16 protein-coding genes are annotated in these 19,750 nt (G+C 49.2%); 2 read left to right on the top strand and 14 right to left on the bottom strand.

Features of this window, described 5'->3' with window-relative positions; all coding sequences use genetic code 11:
• Positions 1-109: 109 nt before the first annotated feature.
• The 3 genes from MYF79_RS21555 to MYF79_RS21545 all read right to left on the bottom strand — a co-directional run bounded on the left by MYF79_RS21555 (position 110) and on the right by MYF79_RS21545 (position 7,223).
• Positions 110-4,729: an efflux RND transporter permease subunit gene (locus MYF79_RS21555; RefSeq protein ID WP_247809908.1), complete on the bottom strand. Its 4,620-nt coding sequence runs from the start codon at positions 4,727-4,729 to the stop codon at positions 110-112.
• Positions 4,730-5,512: 783 nt separating this feature from the next.
• Complete coding sequence (locus MYF79_RS21550; RefSeq protein ID WP_247809907.1) at positions 5,513-6,628, bottom strand: efflux RND transporter periplasmic adaptor subunit; 1,116 nt, start codon at positions 6,626-6,628, stop codon at positions 5,513-5,515.
• A 166-nt stretch (positions 6,629-6,794) separates the two neighbouring features.
• Positions 6,795-7,223: a hypothetical protein gene (locus tag MYF79_RS21545; protein ID WP_247809906.1), complete on the bottom strand. Its 429-nt coding sequence runs from the start codon at positions 7,221-7,223 to the stop codon at positions 6,795-6,797.
• Between the two features lie 239 nt (positions 7,224-7,462).
• Here MYF79_RS21545 and MYF79_RS21540 point away from each other — a divergent pair, with 239 nt between their 5' ends.
• Positions 7,463-8,176, top strand: coding sequence for a hypothetical protein (locus tag MYF79_RS21540; protein WP_247809905.1), 714 nt, complete (start codon positions 7,463-7,465; stop codon positions 8,174-8,176).
• A 1,748-nt stretch (positions 8,177-9,924) separates the two neighbouring features.
• On the opposite strand, the gene MYF79_RS21535 is transcribed toward MYF79_RS21540, so the two are convergent.
• From MYF79_RS21535 to MYF79_RS21485, 11 genes are all read right to left on the bottom strand, one after another.
• A complete protein-coding gene (locus MYF79_RS21535) occupies positions 9,925-10,347 on the bottom strand; it encodes an SH3 domain-containing protein (protein ID WP_247809904.1) in 423 nt (140 codons plus the stop codon).
• A gap of 18 nt (positions 10,348-10,365) precedes the next feature.
• Positions 10,366-10,872: a BON domain-containing protein gene (locus tag MYF79_RS21530; protein WP_247809903.1), complete on the bottom strand. Its 507-nt coding sequence runs from the start codon at positions 10,870-10,872 to the stop codon at positions 10,366-10,368.
• A gap of 39 nt (positions 10,873-10,911) precedes the next feature.
• Complete coding sequence (locus tag MYF79_RS21525) at positions 10,912-11,433, bottom strand: hypothetical protein (protein ID WP_247809902.1); 522 nt, start codon at positions 11,431-11,433, stop codon at positions 10,912-10,914.
• Between the two features lie 348 nt (positions 11,434-11,781).
• Entirely contained in the window at positions 11,782-12,099 is a 318-nt protein-coding gene (locus MYF79_RS21520) for a DUF59 domain-containing protein (RefSeq protein WP_199655218.1), read from the bottom strand.
• On the bottom strand, positions 12,096-12,542 hold the full coding sequence (locus MYF79_RS21515) for a SufE family protein (RefSeq protein WP_199655217.1): 447 nt from the start codon (positions 12,540-12,542) through the stop codon (positions 12,096-12,098). The genes MYF79_RS21520 and MYF79_RS21515 overlap by 4 nt, the downstream gene beginning before the upstream one ends.
• 7 nt (positions 12,543-12,549) lie before the next feature.
• A complete protein-coding gene (locus MYF79_RS21510) occupies positions 12,550-13,797 on the bottom strand; it encodes an aminotransferase class V-fold PLP-dependent enzyme (protein ID WP_247809901.1) in 1,248 nt (415 codons plus the stop codon).
• A gap of 95 nt (positions 13,798-13,892) precedes the next feature.
• On the bottom strand, positions 13,893-15,212 hold the full coding sequence (sufD, locus tag MYF79_RS21505; RefSeq protein WP_247809900.1) for a Fe-S cluster assembly protein SufD: 1,320 nt from the start codon (positions 15,210-15,212) through the stop codon (positions 13,893-13,895).
• 12 nt (positions 15,213-15,224) lie between these two features.
• A complete protein-coding gene (sufC, locus tag MYF79_RS21500) occupies positions 15,225-15,989 on the bottom strand; it encodes a Fe-S cluster assembly ATPase SufC (RefSeq protein ID WP_247809899.1) in 765 nt (254 codons plus the stop codon).
• A 43-nt stretch (positions 15,990-16,032) separates the two neighbouring features.
• Positions 16,033-17,478, bottom strand: a complete 1,446-nt coding sequence (sufB, locus tag MYF79_RS21495; protein ID WP_247809898.1) for a Fe-S cluster assembly protein SufB — start codon at positions 17,476-17,478, stop codon at positions 16,033-16,035.
• 45 nt (positions 17,479-17,523) lie between these two features.
• On the bottom strand, positions 17,524-17,853 hold the full coding sequence (locus MYF79_RS21490) for a HesB/IscA family protein (protein WP_199655212.1): 330 nt from the start codon (positions 17,851-17,853) through the stop codon (positions 17,524-17,526).
• A 178-nt stretch (positions 17,854-18,031) separates the two neighbouring features.
• On the bottom strand, positions 18,032-18,607 hold the full coding sequence (locus MYF79_RS21485; RefSeq protein WP_199655211.1) for an NADPH-dependent FMN reductase: 576 nt from the start codon (positions 18,605-18,607) through the stop codon (positions 18,032-18,034).
• A gap of 92 nt (positions 18,608-18,699) precedes the next feature.
• Here MYF79_RS21485 and MYF79_RS21480 point away from each other — a divergent pair, with 92 nt between their 5' ends.
• Entirely contained in the window at positions 18,700-19,362 is a 663-nt protein-coding gene (locus MYF79_RS21480) for a helix-turn-helix transcriptional regulator (RefSeq protein WP_247809897.1), read from the top strand.
• The last annotated feature ends 388 nt before the right edge of the window (positions 19,363-19,750 follow it).

Genomic DNA, 19,750 nt, shown 5'->3' with positions numbered 1-19,750 from the left:
CGTCCGGACTTTTTAACATAAAAGTGCGGATGCATAAATGTACGAATAGCTGCACTTTATTCGTATATCCCTGCATCCGCACAATCGGTAAGTTGTCGGGGAACTGAGTTTACTGCTGCCCTCCGCCCAGCGCGCGATATAATGTAATAGTTCCCAGGAAAAGGTCCTTTTTATTAGCGGCCAGCGCCAGTTCTGCCTCCAGTACACTTTTCTGGGCGGTGATCACCTCCAGGTAATTGGCGTACCCTGTAGCATACAGGTCATTGGCCGTAGAAACACCGTCTTTCAGCATCTGTACCTCGGCCGATTTTAATGCGTAAGCCTCCTGTCCGTTCTTCAATTGTCCGAGGGCAGTGATCACTTCCTGGTATCCGTTGATGACAGTCTGCCGGTATTGATAGAACGCCGACATCCCGGCGGCGGTTGTAACATTGTATTGCGACTGCAGTTGCTTTTTATTGAGCAGGGGTGCAGATATGCCTCCCAGTACGCCGTAGGCAAGGGAAGCTGGTGTATTGAACAGCAGGCCTGCTTTAAAGGCGTTGAATCCCACATATGGCGTAATGTTCAATGAAGGGAGGAAGGCCGCACGGGCCGCTTTCACGTCTGCTTTTGCGGCTTCCAGCTCCAGCGAGGCCTGTTGAACATCCGGCCTGCGGGCAAGCATGGCCGCCGGCACGCCAGTTTGCGCAAAGGGAGGCAATGCGGCTTCAAGCAGGGATGTGTCACGCCTGATGGGTTGGGGAAAACGCCCGAGCAATGCATTCAGCTGGTTCTCCAGTTCCAGCGACTGTTGCTTCAGTCCCAATGCCATGCTCCGTGTATTCAGCAATTGTGCGGAGAATTGCTGAACGGCCAGCAGTGTGGCCCTGCCGGCTTCCTGTTGTATCTGTACAGTAGCCAGGGCACTTTCCTGCAGGCTGATATTGCGTCGTATCACCTCCTGTTCATAATCCAGTACCATCAGCTGATAGTACATGCCTGCCACCTGCGATACCAGCTGCGTGGTAACCAGCCTGCGTCCCTGGGCGCTTGACAGGAAACGCATGAGAGCAGCCCTTTTGCGGCTGCGTATCTTTCCCCAGAGATCAATTTCCCAGGAACTGCGCAGTCCCGCAAAGTAATCAGGTGTAGGTCCGGGTATGCGTTGTTTGTCGTTGATGTTGGGCGATTTATTCGTATCAAAATTACCCACGCCGTTCAGGGTGTAATCTCCCCAGCGGTCTACACCGGCGCTGAGGGCAATATTCACTTCCGGCAGCCATGCCCGGCTGGCGGCCATTAACTGCGCACGGGCGGTCTCCATCCGCTGGGTGGCCAGCAGCATATCAGTATTATGCGCCAGGGCGCTGTCCAGCAATTGAAGTAACAGGGTATCTGTAAAGAATTGTTTATAAGACAATGTCCCGATGCCGCTGCTGTCTGCTGCGTTCCTGGCAATACTATCGGCAGTAGCCGCTCCGGCTGTCTGTAAACTGTCACCGAATGTAGCGGGCGCCTTGGGCGCTTCGGGAAGGACTAGTTTCGACGGCGTGTAACAGGCGGGGAGCCCCGTCAGCAGTACACCCACTATCAATACCGTTAGTACGCCTGCCGCCGGCTTGCTTGCCCTGGGCTTTAGCTTCTTCTTACCGATGCTTGCAAACAGCACATATAGTCCCGGGATGATCAGTACCCCGAACACAGTACCTATCAGCATACCGCCGGCAGCAGCTGTTCCGATGGAACGGTTACCCATAGCGCCGGCGCCACTGGCTACGCAGAGAGGTATCAGACCGGCTATGAACGCGAAAGAGGTCATTAAGATAGGTCGCAGACGCGACACCGCGCCTTCCTTGGCGGCTTCCAGGATAGACAGTCCTTGTTTATTACGCTGTATTGCAAACTCTACGATCAGGATGGCGTTCTTGCCCAGCAATCCTATCAGCATCACCAGCGCCACCTGTGCATAAATATTGTTTTCCAGCCCCGCCAGTTTGAGGGTCAGGAATGCACCGAATATCCCTGCGGGCAGGGAGAGGATCACCGGCAGTGGCAGCAGGAAGCTTTCATACTGTGCTGCCAGCAGCAGGTATACGAATAGGAGACAGAGTGCGAAAATATAAATGGCCTGATCGCCGGAGAGTATCTGTTCCCGCGTCATACCGCTCCACTCAAAACTATATCCACGTGGTAAAGCCTGTTTCGCCACTTCATTGATCGCCTTGATAGCATCACCGCTGCTGAAGCCGGGGGCCGCATCTCCATTGATCATGGCCGCTGTGTACATGTTATAACGGGTCAGCTGTTCGGGCCCGTATACACGTTCCATCCTGATGAAATTGGAGAAAGGCACCATTTCGCCCATATCATTCTTCACATACAGGTGCATGACATCTTCCGGTTTGGTACGGTAACGGGGAGAGGCCTGGACCATCACCTTATACATTTGCCCGAAACGGATGAAATTAGACGCATAGAAGCTGCCCAGCAGGGTCTGAAGGGTAGACATCGCATTATCGATACTGACGCCTTTTTGGGCCGCCATAGCCTGATCTACGTGGATCATATACTGAGGGAACTCCGGATCGAAACTGGTAAAGGCGCTTCCTATTTCCCGGCGTTCCTTCAGGGCCTTAATGAACCGGTTGGTCACTTCGGCGGTCTGCTGCAGATCACCGCTACCCGTTTTGTCCAGCACGCGTAGTTCGAATCCGCTCGAGTTACCGAAGCCCGGTACAGTAGGAGGAGGGAAGAATTCGATACTGGCATCTGCAATGATCTTACTATCCTTTTCCAGTGCCGCGATGATCTCTTTTACGGAACGTTTTCTTTCCTCCCAGGGCTTCAGGTTGATCATCCCCATGCCGTAAGAGGCGCCGGCCACGTCGTTTACAAGGCTAAAACCAGCCAGCGTGGATACGGACTCCGCTTCTTCCAGCTGTGCGGCGATCTGCTGCACCTCATCCAGCACAGCCTCTGTACGGGCTACTGTGGCGCCTGCAGGGGTGGTCACGTTGACATAGATCATTCCCTGGTCTTCGGAAGGAATAAACCCTCCCGGCAGTATCGCACTGGCGCCCCAGGTGGCCACGAAGAATACGATCAGCATAACGATCGTCACCATCCGTCTGCCGGCTATATATCCTATCAGGCGCTGATAACCGCGCTCTGTCTTGTTATACCTGTAGTTGAACTTATCAAAGAAACGCTGCAGCATATTCCGCGGCTTGCCGGCATCATGTGTATGGCGTAGCATGATGGCGCAAAGTGCAGGGGTAAGCGTTACCGCGTTGATACCCGATATCACGATCGCAATGGCCAGGGTGAGCGAGAACTGCCGGTAGAATACGCCCACGGGGCCGGAAAGGAATGCCACCGGCACGAATACGGCCGACATTACCAGCGTAATAGCCACAATAGCGCCGCTGATCTCTTTCATGGCCGCCAGCGTAGCCTGCAAAGGCGGCAGGTGCGTTTCCTGCATTTTTACATGGACGGCCTCCACGACAACAATGGCATTGTCCACCACTATCCCGATGGCCAGTACCAGTGCAAACAATGTCAGCAGGTTAATAGAGAAGCCCATCATTTGCATGAAACATAATGTTCCTATCAGGGCAACGGGCACGGCCAGCGCGGGGATCAGCGTGGACCTGAAATCCTGCAGGAAGAGGAACACGACGATGAACACCAGTATAAATGCCTCTATCAATGTCCTTAACACCTCATGGATAGAGGCATCCAGGAAGCGGGACACATCATAGTTAAAGTTGTAGCTCATGCCCGGCGGAAAAGAGGTAGCTTTTAATTCCGCCATCCGCTTTTTCACGTTTGTGATCACATCCTGCGCATTGGAACCGGGCCTTTGTTTCAGCATGATGGAAGCGGAAGGTTTTCCGTCCGTTTTTGATACCATGCCATAGCTCAGCGCCCCGAAGGTCACATCTGCCACGTCTTTCAGCCGCAGCACAGAGCCGTCGGGATTAGCCCTCAGGATAATATTTTCATACTGGGAAGGTTCGAAGAATTTACCCGTATAACGTAGTACATATTGTAATACCTGCGGATCATTATCTGCGCTTTCACCTGTTTTACCCGGAGCCGCCTCAATATTCTGTTTGCGTATCCCGTTTATTACTTCGTCTGCCGATAGCTGGTAAGCCAGCATACGGTCGGGCTTCAGCCATACGCGCATAGCATATTCCTTGGCGCCCATGATCTCGGCGAAACCTACGCCATCGATCCTCTTCAGCTCCTGCAATACGTTGATGTCGGCGAAATTGTAGATGAACTGCTCATTCAGTGTGCTGTCTTCACTCATAATGTTGAGGTATAACAACATACTGTTCACTTCTTTCTCCGTAGTCACCCCGGCTTTGATCACTTCTTCAGGTAACTCGTCGATGATAGTGGCCACTCGGTTCTGCACATTCACTGCCGCCTGGTCGGGGTCAGTACCCACGTTAAAGAACACCTGTATCAGTGTCATACCGTTGTTGCTGGATACAGATGACATGTAGGTCATGCCCGGTACGCCGTTGATAGCGCGTTCCAGCGGAGTGGCCACTGCTTTGGCACAGACCTCCGCATTGGCGCCGGTATATTTGGCCGTCACCGTTACTGAAGGCGGAACGATGTCGGGGAATTGTGTAACAGGTAATGTAAATAAAGCCAGCAACCCTAGCAGCACAATGATCAGTGAAATGACCAGCGACAACACCGGGCGCTTTATGAAAGTATCGAACATAAAAATGTAATAAAAGATGAAAAAAAGTTTGCGGGCCGGTACATCATCCTGCCGCATTTCCAGATGGCTGTTGATGATGCCACCCTGAACCCTCATGATGATGAGCCGGACTGCTTCAGCTCTACTGCCAGGGCACTGACTGCAGCATTATTAAATGCAGCATGCCGGTGTTTGCTAACCAGCTGTAAGCAAGGCCCCTAAGTATAATAGAACGTGATCCTTTAATGAAACCTGGTATTCAAAAACTGCATGCACTGCAAGTTTGTACTAAAAAGCCGTAGATACTGCAAGCTGCAAGTGTTGAAACCTGGTGCTCAAAACGCTGCGGGCACGCAAGCACCAGGTATTTCAACCTGGTGCTCAAAAGCTGCAGGCACTGTAAGCAGCAAGTATTGCAACCTGGTACTCAAAAGCTGCAGGCACTGTAAGCAGCAAGTATTGCAACCTGGTACTTAAAAGCTGCAGGCACTGTAAGCAGCAAGTATTGCAACCTGGTACTTAAAAGCTGCAGGCACTGCAAGCTCCATGTGTTGAAACCTGGTGCTCAAAAGCTGCAGGCACTGTAAGCAGCAAGTATTGCAACCTGGTACTTAAAAGCTGCATGCACTGTAAGCAGCAAGTATTGCAACCTGGTACTTAAAAGCTGCAGGCACTATAAGCAGCAAGTATTGCAACCTGGTACTTAAAAGCTGCAGACACTGCAAGCTCCATGTGTTGAAACCTGGTGCTCAAAAGCTGCAGACACTGCAAGCTGCAAGTACTAACACTAGCAGGATCACCGTCTTATAATCCTTTAATACTATCCAGCGTTATCGGCGCCGGAATGATCTTCATACCATCGCGGAGGTTGCGTACACCTTCGTAGACAACCCTGTCGCCGGCCTGAAGACCGGATTGTACCACATAACAGTTGGCCAGGCGTGCACCTGGCACAAAGTTTTTCATCTTTACCTGGTTAGCGGCATCGACAACAAATACATAATTTTTGTCCTGCATTTCGAACACTGCTTTCTGTGGAAGCAGCATTGCATCGGGCAGGTCATTGCTCAACTGTACTTTTCCGCTGGCCCCGTGTTTCAGCAGGCCTTTCGGATTGGGAAACCTGGCCCTGAAGGCGATAGAGCCGGTTGTTTCCTCAAATTCGCTTTCAATGGTTTCTACTTTACCGGCATAGGGATAATCCGTTCCATCGGCGAGTACGAGCCGTACTTCCGGATATTGTGTGGTAGCGTGTGCTTTTTTATGTTGGAGGTATTCGGTTTCAGACACATTGAAATAGGCATATACCTCTTTGATATCTGATACAGAAGTGAGCAGGGCGCCTTCTCCGATCAGGCTTCCCGTCTTGGAGGGGATCCTGTCGATATAGCCTTCAAAGGGAGCGCGGATAACGGTATAAGACAACCTGGTAGCAGCGTTGCTCTCGGCAGACCTTGCCTCGTCGATCCTGGCCTCTGCGGCTGCCAGTCTGGCTTTGGCCACTTCCAGCTCACTTTTCGCGATCACTTTCTTTTCCACCAGCAGTTGCACACGGGTCAGCTCCAGCTGAGCGCCTTTGGCTTCGGCGATAGCACTGCTAAGGGTCGCTTTCGCTTTCGCCAGTTCGGAGCGGTATTCTTCATCATTGAGGGTAAAAAGTAATTGTCCCTGTTGTACGTGTTGCCCTTCGTCTACATAGATCTTATTCAGGAATCCATTCACGCGGGCGCGAATTTCCACGTTGCGTACGGCTTCTATATCCGCTACATAATTCCTGTGCAGCACAGTGTCGGAAAGGGAGAGCTGCAGCACAGGAAATGTTTGTAATTCATTCTCATTACTGATCTTTTCTCCCCTGGTGATACAGCCGCCCAGGGCAATGCTCATTGCCAGTATATTAATCTTCAAAAACGTTCGCATGATAGGAGTGAATAGTTTTAGAGGGCCGTTATGCACGGTCCTTTTTGTTGAATACATGCAACACCGGCCGACGGACAATGAAGTGCCGTCAGCGGTTATAGCTGCATGTTTATTGTAAAAAAACGGGTAACGGTAAGTGCTTAAATAGCTGATGTGGTCATGCTATTCAGAAGGGCGTATACCTGGACAGGAAACTGTAGTAGGCCGGCAGGAATGCATGTTGCTGCATATACACGCCGGTCTTGTTTTCTCTGACAGGTATATAAAATTCCTGGTTATATTGAAATTGCAGGAAACGTGTGGTATAACTGGACGATTGGTATGTACTATTGATATAATACCGCTTTCTGCGCGGTACTTTTTTGACCCCGACAACGAGCTGTATATCTTCCTCCTGATCCAGCTGGATGCCCCCGTTATCGATATAGGGGATCTGGATCTTTTCATGATCAAAGAGGCGTTCAAAGCAGACAGTCTTACCCGCTTTCAGTGGTGATTTAGCCTGTACAATAGCGGACTGGCCCGTCATCAGGCCGGATATCAGCATGATGTACAGTAAAAACCTGCGGAATATATGAAGCTCTGTTTTTACCATAATTAGGTTAATACACTATTTGGGATTGCAAAGATAAAAACGATAAAGGCTAAATCAAATACTGATTTGACGAACGGTAAAAAATTATTATTTGTCCTTTACAACATCAGCGACATATACTTGTTTTTTTGTTCGGCATGTTCCTTGTTCCGCTTTTTACCAGATAAACAATATGAGATATCTGACATTCATCCTGAGAACGTCCAAAAACGTCTTCAGAAAATTAAAAAAGAGAAAGTATGAGACCCATCATTTGTTTCCTGCTGATATTTGGCATCGCATGCAATTCGCCTATAAAAAATAAACAGGATATGGCGGCAGACTCTTCCGGCAATATGCAGGAGGAAGCTTCTCAGAGTGCGGCCAATAATCCCAGCCAGAATGCGGCAGGGGGTACCGCCAATGCCGGCAGTGCCGTGGCGCCTGGTGAAGAGGATGCCAATGTCGTAAAAGGAGGAACCGAACCTGTCTCCAGTACGCTCCGGTTCAAGGATCATAAATATGCGATCGTTTCCAAAGGCGACGGTTCAGGTCGCACCATCACTATAGCGGCTACCAATCTTAAAGGTGACTCCTTAAAAGCCGATAGTACGGTGATCAGGGATGTGAAAGGAACGCTACAGAAAACAGTAGTAGAAGACCTCAATAACGACAGAAACCCGGAAATATACCTTTTCACCGCCTCCGGCGGCACCGATGCGACTGGCAGCGTCTACGGGGTGACTTACATCAACAACAAACCTGTCCGCATTTTCTCCGGCGATTTCGATGATCCTGACAAACAAGGGTATCGCGGGCGCGATTCCTTCTATATCCAGCAGCGGCAGATTGTGCGTGTGTATCCTGTTTACAAGGATGGCGATCTTGATACTAAGCCCTCCGGCGGGCAGCGTACCGTCAGGTACACTTTGCAAAAGCAGGCGAACGGGTTCATATTGAGGACAGCGAAGTAATTAATGTCTCGTTTTTCTGCGATGTCTCGCTGATATGGCGATAGGGTTTATGATTGTTTTCGATCAGCTTATTTTTGTGTCGCAGATCAGCGCGAATTTTTTGGCGACCATCGCGGTTTGAGGTGGGACCGCGGGCTGTACCCCTTTTCGAGCACTATCTATCAGGCGTTGTATGGCGTGTTTAGCATTGGAATTACAATTAAACCCCTACGGGGTCGCATCATCGCTCTCCAAGGGCTAATGCCCGCAGTCTCCACCTCAAACCGACTTTATTAATGTCCTGCTTTTATTCGCTATGGCTCATACTGTTGTGGCCTCAGTATCGGCTAGATGCTATTAGCTCAGCAATCCCTTCTCATTTAGCCCATTAACATCCTATATAAAGTGCAACTGATACAAAGCCGATGCTTAGTCAATCCCAAAAGAAGACAAACAATTTATGCTGTTTACAATAAGCGGAACTGATACAAAGCCGGCGCTTAATCCATCTTCCCTCCATGAGCAGCGGCAGGTTTCAGAAGGAGACGAAGGGCCTTATCCCTTGTAGAGCCTTGATACGATTGATAGGAGTTATATAGAGATCCCAAAGCCCATACGCTTGATAAAGTTCAATAGCTAGTGCTCGCAAAGGGATACAGCCCGTAGTCCCTTACTGAAACCGAATCGCGTATCATCCCCCGTCACACCATCTTCACCCGCTACGATCATTCGCAAAAGAAGACAAACAATTTATGCCGTTTTACAATAAGCGGAACTGATACAAAGCCGACGCTCAATCCATCTTCCCTCCATGAGCAGCAGCAGGTTTCAGAAGGAGACGAAGGGCCTTATCCCTTGTAGAGCCTTGATACGATTGATAGGGGTTAAATAGAGATCCCCAAGCCCTTACGCTTGATAAAGTTCAATAGCTAGTGCTCGCAAAGGGATACAGCCCGTAGTCCCTTACTGAAACCGAATCGCGTATCATCCATCTCCACACCATCCTATCCGCTACGATCATTCGCAAAAGAAAAAGAATGCAAACAATTTATGCCGTTTTACAATAAGCGGAACTGATACAAAGCCGACGCTCAATCCATCTTCTCTCCATGAGCAGCAGCAGGTTTCAGAAGGAGACGAAGGGCCTTATCCCTTGTAGAGCCTTGATACGATTGATAGGAGTTAAATAGAGCTCCCAAAGCCCATACGCTTGATAAAGTTCAATAGCTAGTGCTCGCAAAGGGATACAGCCCGCAGTCCCTTACTGAAACCGAATCGCGTATCATCCATCTCCACACCATCCTATCCGCTACGATCATTCGCAAAAGAAGACAAACAATTTATGCCGTTTTACAATAAGCGGAACTGATACAAAGCCGACGCTTAATCCATCTTCCCTCCATGAGCAGCGGAAGGTTTCAGAAGGAGACGAAGGGCCTTATCCCTTGTAGAGCCTTGATACGATTGATAGGAGTTAAATAGAGATCCCAAAGCCCATACGCTTGATAAAGTTCAATAGCTAGTGCTCGCAAAGGGATACAGCCCGTAGTCCCTTACTGAAACCGAATCGCGTATCATCCATCTCCACACCATTCTATCCGCTACGATCATTCGCAAAAGAAAAAGAATGCAAACAATTTATGCCGTTTTACAATAAGCGGAACTGATACAAAGCGACGCTTAATCCATCTTCCCTCCACGAGCAGCGGAAGGAAAAAAAAAGACGAACAGCTCACGCCATTCGTCTTCTAAAAATAAAACAGTAATTATCATTCAACCGGCCGGAGATATTGCGCATGCGCATATCCCTCCTCACCGTCTTTAGTACGGATCAACCACCACTGATCACTATGCTTACTGATCAATGTAACAACCTCCGCATGCGCGGCCTTGCCTATAATCGGTTGATCAACACCAGGGCCCTTCCGCACATTGAGATTGGACGATTGAGTTACTACCTCCAGTTTCGCCCCCTCAACAGCCGTCGCCACTTTGATATCCATGACAACATCGCCGCTGAGGAAATTAGGATCAATCTTTCCGTAGATATTCCACAGATTGTCCTTGACAGCACCACTAGGCGCCTCGCCACTGATGTGTAATACGCCTTCCTGTTCATTCACCTGGAGATTACCGGTGCCGGCAGATCTCGCAGTATCTATCAGTTCCTTGTATTTATCCTGTAATGACATAAACAGTGATTTAGAAGGTTATTTTACTTTCAGACCTGAGGCATCTACTTTCTTAGGATGCAAGGCATCCAAAGCCTGCTTCAGCGTCTTCCATTTAGTGGCAGAGAGTTCACCCGTAACCGTGATAACGCCTGCATCGACTTTAATGTCGGCGCCGGGGAAATCTTTTGAGATGTTCGTAACACCGGTACGGAGCGCTTCATCGGCAGGATTGGCGATGGCGGCAGTGTCAGTAGCCGGTGGCGGCGGCGGAGCAGCAGGTGTCACCATGATGTTGTTGACAACGCTTTTCACCCCTTCAGTCGATTTCACGGATGCTTCCGCAGAGGCTTTGGTCGCGTCGTCAGCAACATTGCCCGACAGGGTTACGACACCGTCTTTGACATCAGCCGTTACTTCCGGCATGCTGCTGAGTTGTTCCGAAACTTTAGCCTGGATCTGCGTGTCGTTGGGTTTCGCCTTACAGGCTACCATGGCAGCGAATACCATACAAAGGATAGCAGTGCTCAATTGTTTTTTGCTCATAATTATTGGTTGGAATGGTGAGAAAATTCCATCTGATAATTACCTGAACATCTTTGTAATATCGTTCAGATCAACATCGCCGTCTCCATCTTTATCTAAGCCCAGTTTGCCGCCAATACTATTGATAGAGCTCTGGATATTGCCGCTGCCAAAACCGCCACTACCGGAGTTAGTGCCGCCCAGGGACGATAAAATGTCCTGGATGTTGAAGCCATTGCCCACACCATGGCCGGAGCCACCGCCACCTTTAATGGCGTTCAGTACGGTTGGGATCAAGGTGGCAGCAATGCTTGTAGCTGTAGCACTATTGATGCCAAACTTTTCCATGATGTTGCCGGCGAAGTTCTGTTGAATGTTCTGCGTAACAGGATGATCAGCAGATGCAAGCGCTTCATTTACCTGTTGTGTTTCGCCATTGGCATTCAGTTGGCTGAAGGTGGACAGAATGGAGTGCTGCGCTTCGGCGATCACAGCGTCATTATGCTCGTTAGGTACTTCGGGATTGTTAATGACAGATTGCAGACCGCTTTGCTGGATGAGTTGTGTTAATTGTTCAAACATAACCGAGTTTTATAAGGTAATAAGATGACAAAGGTAGGAAACCTAATAACAAACCGACTGTTATGAATGTTTAAAGGAAAAATGGAAACAGACACTTGTATGAGAATGTGCATGCTGATGTAACAGGACAGGTATCGTTTACTGTGGAAGATATTCCCATAACCAGGTGAGCACCAACAGGAAAGAAATCATCGGGGAAAAACAGAGAGGAAACATCAACGACTGAAATGCCCCCAGGGGCAAACAGTTCCGGCGGACTTCACAACTACCTGGCGGCATCAGTAGTTCCAATAAAAAAAGGCTGCTCAATAAAATTTTGAGACAGCCTTTATGTAATTTCTTGTCAGTTTACATGAAGCCCAATTCCAGTTTGGCTTCTTCACTCATCATCTCCTTCGTCCATGGTGGGTCGAAGGTCAGGGTCACATCCACATCAGATACGCCTTCAATATCCCTCACTTTCTCATCTACTTCACGTATGATATCGCCGGCTACGGGACAACCCGGTGCTGTCAATGTCATGGTGATGGCAACGCGGTTATTATCGCCTATCCTTATTTCATATACAAGGCCCAGCTCAAAGATATTCACCGGTATCTCCGGATCATATACTGTGCGCAGCACCTCTTCAATCCTGTCGCGTAGTGTCAATGTATTTTCGCTCATAGCTCTTTGCCGTTTTTTTGTGATTGAGATTTTGCCTCATAGGCAACTGCATATAACTTGATCTGCTTGAGCATGCTCAGTAACCCGTTGGAACGGGTAGGAGAGAGATGACTGCTCAATCCGATCGCATCAATAAAGTATATTTCAGATTCCGCGATCTCTTTAGGCGTATGCCCGGAGAATACGGTGATCATCAGGCTCACTAAGCCTTTGGTGATCACGGCGTCACTGTCGGCGGTGAAGACCAGTTTCCCGTCCTGCATCTCGGTATGCAGCCATACCTGCGACTGGCAGCCCTTGATGAGGTGATCGGGCGTTTTATATTTTTCGTCTATCAGCGGAAGTTCCTTACCCAGTTGAATAATATGCTCGTATTTATCCATCCAGTTCTCCATGAAGGAGAAGTCTGATATCAGTTCGTCCTGTTTTTCTTTGATAGTCATAATCCTGTTATCTTAACATAGCGGCGGCCTTTTTAATGCCGGCTACTAATCTGTCTATATCTTCGAAAGTGGTATACATGGCAAAGGATGCACGTACGGTGCCAGGGATGCAGAAGAAGCCCATTACAGGTTCAGCGCAATGATGGCCGGTACGGATAGCAATACCCTGTTTGTCCAGCAGTTCGCCGAGGTCATAGGGGTGAATGTCGTCCACCAGGAAAGAGATGGCGCCGGAGCGATGCGCTGGTTTGCCGATGAAGCGCAGGCCTTCGATCTGTTGCAGCTGTTGCGCAGCATAATCTACCAGTTGTTCTTCCCATGCCTGGATATTTTCAACACCTACCTGTTGTACGTATTTTATAGCGGCTTCCAGGGCAATGGCGCCGCTGATGTCGGGCGTACCGGCTTCAAACTTGTACGGCAGTACGTTGTAAATAGTTTTGGCGAAGGTAACGGTCTTGATCATATCGCCGCCGCCCTGGTAAGGAGGCAGCCTGTCCAGCCATTCTTCCTTACCATAGAGTACGCCGGTGCCGGTAGGACCGTATATCTTATGACCGGAGAATACGAGGAAGTCTACATCCAGCTCCTGAACATCCACCGGCATATGCTGTACTGCCTGTGCTGCGTCGAGCAGTACGGGGATGTTACGGGCATGTGCCTGGGCTATAATATCGCGTACGGGATTAACAGTACCGAGGGAGTTGGATACGTATGTCAGGGCGATGATCTTCACTTTGTCGCTCAGCAGGGCAGAGAACGCTGACATGATCAGTTCCCCGTTTTCGTCCATGGGGATGACTTTCAGTTCTGCACCCCTGTCTTCACACATCATCTGCCAGGGAACGATGTTGGAGTGGTGTTCCATAGCCGATACCAGTACCACATCGCCTGGTTTGATCTCGCCGCGTCCGAAGGAGTAGGCTACCAGGTTGATACTGTCAGTAGTTCCCTTGGTAAAGATGACCTCTTCCGGTTTACGGGCATTGAGGAAGGAGGCGATGGTCTTACGGGAATTCTCGTAAGCGGCGGTCGCTTCCTGGCTGAGGTGGTGTACACCGCGGTGTACGTTGCTGTTGAGATGGAGATAGTAGTGCATTAACGTATCCAGCACGATCTGCGGCTTCTGGGTAGTAGCTGCATTATCGAGATATACGAGTGGTAATCCATATACTTTTTCCTGTAACAGCGGGAAATCCTTTCTTATCTTCTCTATATCTATTGCCGGAACAGTGATGTCTGGTACGTGTTGCATAATACGCTGTAGTTTATCGGTCCTCTCTGAAGCATCAGAGGTCATCCGGGAAGAACCTGGATGACCTCGTGCAAAGATCGGAATTTCTGATCGAATTAATTATTGATAGCGCCGGCTACATACTGGCGGATCTTTTCTGCGAGGAAATCCTGTAAAGCCGGTATGTGTACCTGGTCGGTAATATCGAATGCGAAAGCATTTACCAGCAGTGATTTAGCGGCTTCTGCACCAATACCACGGGAGCGCAGGTAGAACAGTGCTTCATCACTGAAGCGTCCTACGGTAAAACCGTGGCTGCATTTCACATCATCTGCAAATATTTCAAGCTGAGGTTGTGAGTTGATGTTGGCCTTTTCGCTCATCAGCAGGTTGTTGTTCTGCTGGAAAGCATTTGTTTTCTGCGCATCCTGGTTTACATGGATCCTGCCGGTGAATACGCCGTTGGCGTCGTCCAGCAGCACGCCCTTGTAGAGCTCATTACTGTTACAGTTAGGCACGAGGTGATCCACAAAAGTGTGGTTGTCAACATGCTGGGAACCTGTAGCCAGGTAGAGCCCGTGCAGATTGGTTTCCGTATTGCTGCCTGTCAGCGCTACGCTGAGGTTATTACGGGTCAGTTCTGCAGATGGCAGGGTAAAGTTAAAGTGATGATAACGGCTGTCAGCCTTCTGGGTAGCAGAAGTATGGTAGATATGACGGCTGTTCTTTATGGTGTTCTGGATGTTATAGTGCCAGAGTTCTGCATTCTCTTCCAGCACTACTTCCGTTACAGCATTTACGAAAGCGATCGCATTCTCACTGATACCAACAGCGCTTTCAATTACTTCCAGTGTAGCGCTCTTATGCAGTACCACCAGGTGGCGGGGCTGAATGAAAGCATTGGCGGAAGCGGTATATACATGAATGATATGTAAAGGTTTATCCAGGCTGGCGTTCGTGCCTGCTTCGATGAACAGGCCATCGGAGAAGAGGGCGGCGTTCAGTGCAGCAAAGGGTTGCGACTGCAGGTGCGGATGTTTATCGAACCATGCCTGCAGCTGTGCATTGCCGGCAGCATCGCTCAGCTTGGAAACGGTCACTTTACCACCGGAAGGCAGGGTAGAGAGGTCGGCCTGGAGGCGTCCGTTCACCAGTACAGCGCGGTAGCTGTCCAGGTGCGGGATGCCGGCAGCTTTCAGTTGGTCTGCCGTTACAGTACCTTGTTCTTCCTGTGCCAGGGTAAAGGCGTCTTTGAGATAACGCTGGATGTTGGTATAGCGCCACTCTTCAGTTTTAATCGTAGGCAGGCCCAGTTCCTTGAAGCGGCTGAATGCCAGCTTGCGGGCAGGAAGGATGGCGTTATCCGCATCTACTTTCTGCTCGGGACCAGGTACCCCATTGGATATAAAGTCGTAAAATGATTTATCGCTCGTCATGTTCTTTTTGCGTTATACAGATTCTTTCTGGTGTACCTCTTCTTTCAGCCAGTCGTAGCCTTTTTCTTCCAGTTCCAGTGCCAGTTCTTTGGTACCGGTCTTAACGATCTGACCATTATACAGTACGTGCACGAAATCAGGCACGATGTATTCCAGCAGGCGCTGGTAGTGGGTAATAACCATAAAAGCCTTATCTGCACTGCGCAGCTTGTTCACGCCGGCAGCCACGATGCGGAGGGCGTCGATGTCGAGGCCGGAATCAGTCTCATCCAGGATGGCTAATTTCGGATCGAGCATTGCCAGCTGGAACACTTCATTCCTCTTTTTCTCACCGCCGGAGAAGCCTTCGTTCAGAGAACGGTTCATCAGGTTCGCGTTAAAATCCACCAGCTGCTGTTTTTCTTTTGTCAGCTTCAGGAATTCTTTTGATTCCAGCGCAGGCAGATTATGGTAAGTCCTGATCTCATTCAACGCAGTCTTGAGGAAATGCAGGTTGGACACACCCGGAATTTCAACGGGATACTGGAACGCCAGGAAGAGGCCTTCGCGTGCACGGTCTTCGGGAGACATGTCCAGCAGGTTTTTCCCTTCGAAGATCACTTCGCCCTGTGTTACAGTATAATTTTCACGACCCGCCAGCACAGAAGACAGCGAGCTTTTTCCTGAACCGTTGGGGCCCATGATAGCATGCATTTCTCCCTTCCTGATTTCGAGGTTGATGCCTTTCAGGATTTGTTTACCGTCTACTTCTGCGTGCAGATTTTTAATCGTCAGCATGATTGTATGTTTCTCTGTTGTTTTTGCTTTGTAAATTGTTTTATTATCCTACGCTTCCTTCCAGTGTGATAGAAAGCAGTTTCCGGGCTTCTACCGCAAACTCCATCGGGAGCTGGTTCAGCACTTCCTGTGCATAACCGTTCACGATCAGTGCTACTGCTTTTTCTGTATCTATGCCACGCTGATTCAGATAGAAGATCTGGTCTTCACCGATCTTGGACGTAGTTGCTTCGTGTTCTACGGTAGCAGTACTGTTCCTGGATTCGATGTAAGGGAAAGTGTGTGCACCGCAGCGATCGCCGATCAGCAGGGAGTCACACTGGGTAAAGTTACGTGCATTGGCAGCGCGTGGCCCTACCTGTACCAGACCGCGGTAAGTATTATCGCTATGGCCGGCAGATATACCTTTTGAAATGATACGGCTGCGGGTGTTACGGCCCAGGTGATAGATCTTGGTACCGGTGTCAGCGATCTGTTTGTTGCGGGTTACGGCTACTGAGTAGAATTCACCCTCAGCATCGTCGCCCTGCAGGATCACGCTCGGATATTTCCAGGTGATGGCAGAACCTGTTTCTACCTGTGTCCAGGAGATCTTACTGCTGTTCCCTTTACAGATACCACGTTTGGTCACGAAGTTGTAGATACCGCCGTTACCATCTTTATCGCCCGGGTACCAGTTCTGTACGGTAGAGTATTTGATCTCTGCATGATCCAGGGCGATCAGTTCCACCACTGCAGCATGCAGCTGGTTCTCATCACGCTTTGGAGCGGTACAGCCTTCCAGGTAGCTAACGTAAGAGTTGTCGTCGGCAATGATCAGGGTACGCTCAAACTGGCCGGTATTTTCCGCATTGATACGGAAGTAGGTGCTCAGTTCCATCGGGCAGCGCACGCCTTTCGGAATGTATACGAAAGAGCCGTCGGAGAATACCGCAGCATTCAGGGCGGCAAATATGTTATCGGAATGAGGTACTACAGTACCCAGGTATTTCTTAACCAGGTCGGGATGGGTCCTTACTGCTTCACCGAATGAGCAGAAGATGATGCCCAGTTCGTTTAATTTTTCCTTGAAAGTAGTGGCAACGGAAACGCTGTCAAAAACAACGTCTACAGCAACGCCGGCCAGTGCTTTCTGTTCATTGATAGGAATGCCCAGTTTTTCGAAAGTTGCCAGCAGCTCAGGATCTACTTCGTCCAGGCTGTTGAGTTGTTTCTTTTTCTTAGGTGCGGCATAGTAGGAAAGCTTCTGAAGGTCCAGTTCAGGCATCTCAAAGTGCTGCCATTTGGGGAACTGCATCTTTTTAAAGGCCTGGAAGCCTTTCAGGCGCCACTCCAGCATCCATTGCGGTTCTTCCTTTTTAGCAGAGATAAAGCGGATGGTGTCTTCATTCAGACCCACCGGCGCCATATCCATCTCGATGTCGGTAGTAAAGCCAAACTCGTATTCCCGGTTGGCTATGTCATCTATTATTTCGTTGCTGTTTCTCATTTTCCCAGTTAATTAAGTAATGCAGAAGCCCGAGGTGATAAAGGATTACACCGCGAAGCTTTCCCCACAGCTACAGGTACGGGTAGCGTTAGGATTGTTAAAGTAAAGCCCTTTACCATTGAGACCATCTGAATAGTCCAGTTCAGTGCCATATAGGTACAGGAGGCTTTTCATCTGCACCACGATCTTTACGCCTTTATCTTCAAAGGTCTGGTCACCATCCTGATGGTTGTCCGCTTCAAATTTCAACACATATTCCAGTCCTGAGCAACCGCCGCCTTTTACGCCAACGCGTACAAAGGTGCCGGGAGCGTGATTCTCCTTGACCATAAGCGCCTTTATATATTCGCCCGCTTTTTCTGATACTGTTATCATATTGCTTCCTTTTATACAGATTTCACCTTGTATGATTATTAATGACCGGAGAAGCCTTGCTTGTGAATTGCCGGTTTTCCTCTGGCTTGTGTGCAGACCAGGGAGTTGTTTTCTCCTTCCTGATCAGTTGGCGGTAGAACCCCGGTATCTGTCACCGGTTCTCTTCCGGTCCTGGTGCTCAGGGATTCCCGGTAGTCACCGGTTTTTTGTCCCCGATCCTGGAGTCTCCCAGCAGGGAGATCATCCTGTCGAATTTATTTTTATAAGACGCTGTAAATGTTTTAGTTTCAGCATCATATAAGTGCTCTTTCATAATTGGCACTGAAAAAGGCAGCACCCATGCACGGAGGGCTTTGGCTACCGAATCCATTGCGTTAATGCCCTGCATGGCCTGGGAACCGTCTCCCCAGCATACCAAAGCTACAACCTTTCCCGTTAAATAAGGATTACTGAGCTTGCTGGTCATCTCCAGCCAATCCAGTGTATTCTTCATGACACCAGTCATGCTCCCGTGATAAAGAGGGGTCAGCCATACGTGCACATCCGCTTTCAGGAATACTTCACACATATGTTTAACGGAATCGGGCATGTCACCCTTAGGATATGCAAAGAACGGTATATGGCCATCAACAGGACTGAACACCTCCGTAGAAAATCCCTTTTGACGGAACTGTTCCGCGAAATAGCCCGTTAACTGGTTCGCAGTGGTATAGGGGCTACTGTCCATTGTGCCGTTGAAGATCAATACGTTCATTTAATGTTCCTCTGTTTTAAGCTGTTGTTCTGGCAACAAATTTTTTTAACTCCTACAAAATTACGACATTTGAGAATAAAACAAGTAATAACTTGGAAAATTATAGACCCATCACAAAAGCAACTGCCGACAAGTTCCTGCAGTTACTGAAGACGAAGGGGCCTCAATCGGCCGCTATGCTGGCAGCCGCATTACGTATGACAGGAGAGGGCGCCCGCCTGCAGCTGCTGAAGCTGGCAGAGGAAGGGCTTGTGGTGTCGGCTACAACATCCAGAGGAGTAGGCCGGCCTGTTCAAATCTGGGACCTTACACCGCTGGGCCACGCTCACTTTCCGGATACGCATGTGGAGCTGACGCTGCAAATAATAGAGACCATCCGCAAGGAACTGGGGGAAGCTGCGCTTGAAAAAGTAGTGGCGGCACGCGAGTTCCAGCAGCAGGAGAAATATATGAGTAAACTTGAAGGGGTGACCGGCCTGGCAGAAAGACTGGCACAGTTTGCTGCTATCCGCACCTCGGAAGGGTATCTGGCCGAATGGCGTGAGGAGGAAGATGGTTTCATCTTTATAGAGAACCATTGTCCTATCTGCTGTGCGGCTACACAGTGTGCAAACATTTGTACTTCCGAGCTGAATACCTTTCAGGCGATTATGGGGGATGAAGCGGAAGTGAAACGTGTGGATCATATTATTGCCGGCGACCGTCGCTGTGTATATAAAATATCGAGGGTTAAGGAGTTGATTACCAGTAGGTAATTCTTACTTGATGAATATATTTAGAGAGATGTATCTTCAGGGATGCATCTCTTTTTTGTTTTAGGACTATGTGCAGGCTCAGTTTCAGCGCGCGCTTGTTTGCTATACCTTCATCATTGGTTATGTACCACCTGGTATGGATCTGGTAGGACCATACCAGTACGTTCTATCGGATGAAAACCAATGCATTATGAAAAAGAAGAATTCGAGCTTATCTTCTTATATATTTGATAATCAAATGAATACAAAGTCCTTTTTGAGTTGACATTCACACCTTATTTTAATGCCGCCGCGCATGCATGGAGCAGCGCTGGCCTTCTCCGGGAAAGGCCCTGAAGCGCTGAACGGCCGAATGCCACCGGCTCAATTATTGGTAATATAGAACAAA

The sequence above is a fragment of the Chitinophaga filiformis genome (assembly GCF_023100805.1).
Lineage (GTDB): Bacteria > Bacteroidota > Bacteroidia > Chitinophagales > Chitinophagaceae > Chitinophaga > Chitinophaga filiformis_B.
Note: the sequence above shows the minus strand (reverse complement) of the source record. Positions and strands in the feature narration are given on the sequence as shown.

Coding starts and splice junctions, on each gene's coding strand:
- MYF79_RS21555 (WP_247809908.1), bottom strand. CDS start 4,729: ATGTTCGATACTTTCATAAAGCGCCCGGTGTTGTCGCTGGTCATTTCA.
- MYF79_RS21550 (WP_247809907.1), bottom strand. CDS start 6,628: ATGCGAACGTTTTTGAAGATTAATATACTGGCAATGAGCATTGCCCTG.
- MYF79_RS21545 (WP_247809906.1), bottom strand. CDS start 7,223: ATGGTAAAAACAGAGCTTCATATATTCCGCAGGTTTTTACTGTACATC.
- MYF79_RS21540 (WP_247809905.1), top strand. CDS start 7,463: ATGAGACCCATCATTTGTTTCCTGCTGATATTTGGCATCGCATGCAAT.
- MYF79_RS21535 (WP_247809904.1), bottom strand. CDS start 10,347: ATGTCATTACAGGATAAATACAAGGAACTGATAGATACTGCGAGATCT.
- MYF79_RS21530 (WP_247809903.1), bottom strand. CDS start 10,872: ATGAGCAAAAAACAATTGAGCACTGCTATCCTTTGTATGGTATTCGCT.
- MYF79_RS21525 (WP_247809902.1), bottom strand. CDS start 11,433: ATGTTTGAACAATTAACACAACTCATCCAGCAAAGCGGTCTGCAATCT.
- MYF79_RS21520 (WP_199655218.1), bottom strand. CDS start 12,099: ATGAGCGAAAATACATTGACACTACGCGACAGGATTGAAGAGGTGCTG.
- MYF79_RS21515 (WP_199655217.1), bottom strand. CDS start 12,542: ATGACTATCAAAGAAAAACAGGACGAACTGATATCAGACTTCTCCTTC.
- MYF79_RS21510 (WP_247809901.1), bottom strand. CDS start 13,797: ATGCAACACGTACCAGACATCACTGTTCCGGCAATAGATATAGAGAAG.
- sufD (WP_247809900.1), bottom strand. CDS start 15,212: ATGACGAGCGATAAATCATTTTACGACTTTATATCCAATGGGGTACCT.
- sufC (WP_247809899.1), bottom strand. CDS start 15,989: ATGCTGACGATTAAAAATCTGCACGCAGAAGTAGACGGTAAACAAATC.
- sufB (WP_247809898.1), bottom strand. CDS start 17,478: ATGAGAAACAGCAACGAAATAATAGATGACATAGCCAACCGGGAATAC.
- MYF79_RS21490 (WP_199655212.1), bottom strand. CDS start 17,853: ATGATAACAGTATCAGAAAAAGCGGGCGAATATATAAAGGCGCTTATG.
- MYF79_RS21485 (WP_199655211.1), bottom strand. CDS start 18,607: ATGAACGTATTGATCTTCAACGGCACAATGGACAGTAGCCCCTATACC.